The sequence below is a fragment of the Spirillospora sp. NPDC049652 genome (assembly GCF_040675125.1).
In the GTDB taxonomy this organism is placed as follows: domain Bacteria; phylum Actinomycetota; class Actinomycetes; order Streptosporangiales; family Streptosporangiaceae; genus Spirillospora.
Genome location: NZ_JBFAOF010000625.1, coordinates 1 through 4,372, shown reverse-complemented (window position 1 = coordinate 4,372; position 4,372 = coordinate 1). Strand labels below are relative to the sequence as shown.

The window sequence follows — 4,372 nt, the reverse complement described above, 5'->3', positions numbered from 1 at the left end:
CGCCGGCCATGGGGCGCTGCGCGGCACGGCTGGCGAGATGTCGTCCAGCGGAGCGGTGTCGCGGGCGAGGGCGACCGTGCGGGCGGGCTCGTCCACGACGGTGACGGCCGGCGCGGGAAGCCCCTCGACGAGCAGGCGTTCCAGCACGTCCAGGGCCCGGCGGCGGCGCGCCAGCTCGGCGGCCTGCCGGTCCCGGACCTCGGTCAGCGGACCGGCCGGGTCGTCCGTCGCGAGGGTCCGCGCGATCACCGGCAGCGGGACGTCGAGGGTCCGCAGCAGCCCGATCGCGAGGGCGTCCCGCGCCTGCGCCGGACGGTAGTACCGGTAGCCGGACACCGGATCGACGTGCGCGGGCGACAGCAGGCCCAGGTCGTCGTAGTGCCGCAGCCGCTTCACGCTCAACCGGCAGAGCCGCGCGAACCGCCCGATCGGAAGGAGATCTTCGCTCACGTGCCTCACTGTGCCGTCTCCCCCCATGGGAGAGTCCACCCCATCCGAACCGAGACTCCCGCCCGCCCGATCACCCCCTCCCCAGCGCTCCCTCACCTGGTTCCACATGAAACATCGCAATGATGATCGGGATCGGCCGTCCGGCAGGGCATATCCGGCTCACGCGCGACCGGGTGCTGGATACTCCTGAGCATGACGGTCGAGACGCGCCGGGTCCTGGAGATCAAGCCGGGGCAGTCTTGGCTGGTCATCGCTGACGGGCAGTGGGCCTATGACGCCCCGCCCAACCACTCCGCGGTGCCGCTCGACAAAGCCTCGATCTGGCTGCTTCCCCTGGTCGAACGCCCCCGCCACGAGGTCGAAGCCGAGGCTCTCGCCCTTCTCGGACCCCACGGCCCGGACCTGACCACGCCTGTGCATTCCGTCATCCGCACCGGGTTGAGCGCGTGGTCCGACCACTGGATCTCACACGCGCTCCAGTGGGTGACGGCCGGCGAGGCCGAGATCTTCTCCGCCCAGCTTCACGCGGTCGCCACGGGGCGGACCGCCGCCGCCCAGCAGACCCGGCACGCAGCGGCAAGGCTCTTGAGGCAGCAGGGGCTCTGGAGAGCACAGCGTCACGAGTCGCCCTAGGTCCGCTCCGCCCGGAAGCGTCCGCCGGGCGGAGATCCGCCTCGAACGGGTAGCTCAGGGCCGGGGGACCTCCCCGATGACGGCGGACCGCTCGGCGTTCTCGCCGGACGCCTTCAGAGCACGCTCCCGCTCCTCGTCGTAGGACGCCGCCAGTGCACGAGCCTGCCCGTCCTCGGCCGCCGCGACCGCCGGACTCTCCTCCCCGGCCGCCTCGACCGCGGGATCAGACTTCGCGCGGGCCGCCTCCACCGCGGGATCGCCCTTCTCGCGGGTGGCCTCGACCTTCGGCTCCCCCTCGCCTCCGGCGATCTCGTCCGGCTCGGCGCCGTCGGGGTTCAGACGGCGGCGGACGGACGAGGCGTCACCGCCGAACGCCTGCGTGATGGCCTCCAGCGCCGACGTGACCTCGGACGGGATGACCCAGAACGTGCTGTTCGGGCCTTCGGCGAGCTTCGGCAGGGTCTGCAGGTACTGGTAGGCGAGCAGCTTCGGGTCCGGGTCGGCGCGGTGGACCGCCGTGAACACCCGGTAGATGGCGATGGACTGCCCCTCCGCCTCCAGGATCGCCGACTGCTTGGCGCCCTCGGCGCGCAGGATCGCCGCCTGCTTCTCACCCTGCGCCGTGAGGATCTTGGACTGCCGGGCGCCCTCGGCCGTCAGGATCGCCGCGCGCTTCTCCCGCTCGGCCCGCATCTGCTTCTCCATCGCGTCCTTGATGGACGGCGGCGGCTCGATCGCCTTGATCTCCACGCGGGTGACGCGGATGCCCCACTTGCCGGACGCGTCGTCCAGCACGCCGCGCAGCGCGGTGTTGATCCGGTCCCGGGAGGTCAGCGTGGCCTCCAGGTCCAGGGTGCCGATCACGTTCCGCAGCGTGGTCGCGGTGAGCTGCTCGATCGCCTTGATGTAGTTGACGATCTCGTAGTCGGCCGCGCGCGGGTCGGTGACCTGGAAGAACAGCACGGTGTCGATGTGCACCACCACGTTGTCCTCGGTGATCACCGGCTGCGCCTTGAACGACACGACCTGCTCACGCAGGTCGATCAGGGATTTCACCCGGTCCACGAACGGCACCACGAAGGTGATGCCGGGCTCCAGCGTCCGGTGGTAGCGGCCGAGCCGCTCCACGTTGCGGGCACGCGCCTGCGGGATGATCCAGACCGTCCGCATGGTCGCGGTGACGAGCACCGCGATCCCCGCGAGCAGCACCACCAGCAGGGCGATGGCGACGTCCGTCATGGCTCCCCCTCCGGGATCCGGGCCGGGCCCACCGGGTACAGCAGCGCCGTCGCGCCCTCGATCGCGAGCACGTCGGCGGTCGCCCCGGCGGGGATGACGAGGTCGGGGTCGTAGGGACGGGCCGTCCACTCCTCGCCGCCGATGCGCGCGCGGCCGCCCGTCCGGCTGACCTCGGTGAGCGTCACGGCCTCGCGTCCGACCAGGGCGGCCGTCCCGGACCGCATCTTCGGCGGCTGCCGCACGTGCCGCCGCGCGACCGGCCGCACCACCCCGATCCCGCCGACCGCGACCAGCCCGAACACCGCCGCCTGAAGCACGACGGGGAGCCCCGCCGCGGCCGTGAGCCCGGCCGCGAGCGCCGCCACCGCGAGCAGCCCGAGCGCCAGCGTCAACGTCAGCAGCTCGGCGACCCCGAGCAGCGCCGCGACCAGCAACCAGGCGACCCACGCCTCCATTGGCGTCATCTCCCCGAGGCGGTCGATGTCCTCTCTTTCACGGTAGCTCCGCACCCCCTCCCACTCAACGAATCCCTCCCCGTCCCGCCACCCCGGCCCGCCCGAAACCCCACCACCCCGGGCCGCCCGTGACGGTGGCGGCGGGGGAAGCCGGTGGCGGCGGGGGGCGGGGGCGGGTCATCATGAGGGCGGGCGTCGGCGACGAGGAGTCACGGTCATGGGCAGCCGTACGAGGTATCGAACGTGTCCGCTGTGCGAGGCGCTCTGCGGGCTGGAGCTCACGCTGGACGACGCGGACCGGATCACGTCCGTGCGAGGCGACCGGGACGACCCGCTCAGCGCGGGTTTCCTGTGCCCCAAGGGGGCGACGCTCGGCCGTCTCGACGGGGACCCCGACCGGCTGGACGCGCCGATGCTGCGCGGCGACCGGGATGACTGGGCAGAGGTCGGCTGGGACGAGGCGTTCGCCGCCGCCCGGGACCGGCTCGCCGAGATCATCGACCGGTACGGGCGGGACGCGGTCGCGGTCTACGTCGGGAACCCGGCCGCGCACTCGGTCGCGGGGCCGCTGTACGGATCGGCGCTGATCAAGGCGCTCGGCACCCGCAACGTGTACACCGCCAGCACCGCCGACCAGATGCCGAAGCACGTGAGCTGCGGGCACCTGTTCGGTGATCCGCTCGCGATCCCCGTGCCCGACCTCGACCGCACCGACCACCTGCTGATGCTCGGCGCGAACCCGCTGGAGTCGAACGGCTCGCTCTGCTCGGCGCCCGACTTCGCCGGACGGCTGAAGGCCGTGCGGGCGCGCGGCGGGCGGGTCGTCGTGGTGGACCCGCGCCGCACCCGGACGGCCGCCCTCGCCGACGAGCACCTGTTCATCCGGCCCGGCACCGACGCGCACCTGCTGATGGCCCTCGTCCACACCCTCTTCGCCGAGGAGCTCACCGCCCTGCCCGCCCACGTCCCGCTGAACGGCCTGGAGGAGCTGCGGGCGCTCGCGGTGGGGTTCTCGCCGGAGCGGGTCGCGCCCGTCACCGGCATCCCGGCGGAGACGGTCAGGCGGACGGCGCGGGAGCTGGCGGCCGCCGGGCGCGCCGCCGTGTACGGGCGCATCGGGACGTGCACGCAGGAGTTCGGGACGCTCGCGAGCTGGCTCGTGGACGTGCTGAACATCCTCACCGGGAACCTCGACCGGCCGGGCGGAGCGATGTTCCCGCGCGCCGCGCACATGCCGGTGTACCGGCGGCGGCGTCCGTTCACGACGGGCCGCTGGCGCAGCCGGGTGCGCGGACTGCCCGAGACCATGGGCGAGCTGCCGGTGGCGACGCTCGCGGACGAGATCGAGACGCCCGGCGAGGGCCAGGTCCGCGCGCTGGTCACGGTGGGCGGCAACCCGGTGCTGTCGGCCCCCGACGGCGCCCGCCTCGACGGCCTCCTCCCCACCCTCGACCTGATGATCAGCGTCGACCCGTACCTGAACGAGACGACCCGGCACGCGCACGTGGTGCTGCCCCCGCCGCGTCCCGCGCAGACCCCGCACTACGACCTGGCCCTCCGGGAGCGGCACGGCCGGCGCCGAATAGCGGGCGTAG

Annotated in this window: 5 protein-coding genes; 2 read left to right on the top strand and 3 right to left on the bottom strand. The window is 73.3% G+C overall.

Annotated elements, in window-relative coordinates; genetic code table 11:
* Positions 1-450, bottom strand: a 450-nt coding sequence (locus AB0J52_RS29355; protein ID WP_500185779.1) for a MerR family DNA-binding transcriptional regulator, incomplete at its 3' end; no start/stop codon positions are given.
* Positions 451-642: 192 nt separating this feature from the next.
* On the opposite strand from AB0J52_RS29355, the gene AB0J52_RS29350 reads away from it, so the two are divergent.
* Positions 643-1,083, top strand: a complete 441-nt coding sequence (locus AB0J52_RS29350; RefSeq protein ID WP_500185778.1) for a hypothetical protein — start codon at positions 643-645, stop codon at positions 1,081-1,083.
* Positions 1,084-1,137: 54 nt separating this feature from the next.
* On the opposite strand, the gene AB0J52_RS29345 is transcribed toward AB0J52_RS29350, so the two are convergent.
* Together AB0J52_RS29345 and AB0J52_RS29340 are read right to left on the bottom strand one after the other, a co-directional pair.
* On the bottom strand, positions 1,138-2,322 hold the full coding sequence (locus AB0J52_RS29345; RefSeq protein ID WP_500185776.1) for an SPFH domain-containing protein: 1,185 nt from the start codon (positions 2,320-2,322) through the stop codon (positions 1,138-1,140).
* Entirely contained in the window at positions 2,319-2,777 is a 459-nt protein-coding gene (locus AB0J52_RS29340) for an NfeD family protein (protein ID WP_500185781.1), read from the bottom strand. Before AB0J52_RS29340 ends, AB0J52_RS29345 begins: the two co-directional genes overlap by 4 nt.
* Before the next feature lie 217 nt (positions 2,778-2,994).
* Between AB0J52_RS29340 and AB0J52_RS29335 the strand changes: the two genes are divergently transcribed.
* On the top strand, positions 2,995-4,372 hold a 1,378-nt coding region (locus AB0J52_RS29335; protein WP_500185775.1), incomplete at its 3' end, for a molybdopterin-dependent oxidoreductase.

Bases quoted from the DNA above. Each gene is read 5' to 3' on its own strand.
- AB0J52_RS29350 (WP_500185778.1), top strand. From the start codon at position 643: ATGACGGTCGAGACGCGCCGGGTCCTGGAGATCAAGCCGGGGCAGTCT.
- AB0J52_RS29345 (WP_500185776.1), bottom strand. From the start codon at position 2,322: ATGACGGACGTCGCCATCGCCCTGCTGGTGGTGCTGCTCGCGGGGATC.
- AB0J52_RS29340 (WP_500185781.1), bottom strand. From the start codon at position 2,777: ATGGAGGCGTGGGTCGCCTGGTTGCTGGTCGCGGCGCTGCTCGGGGTC.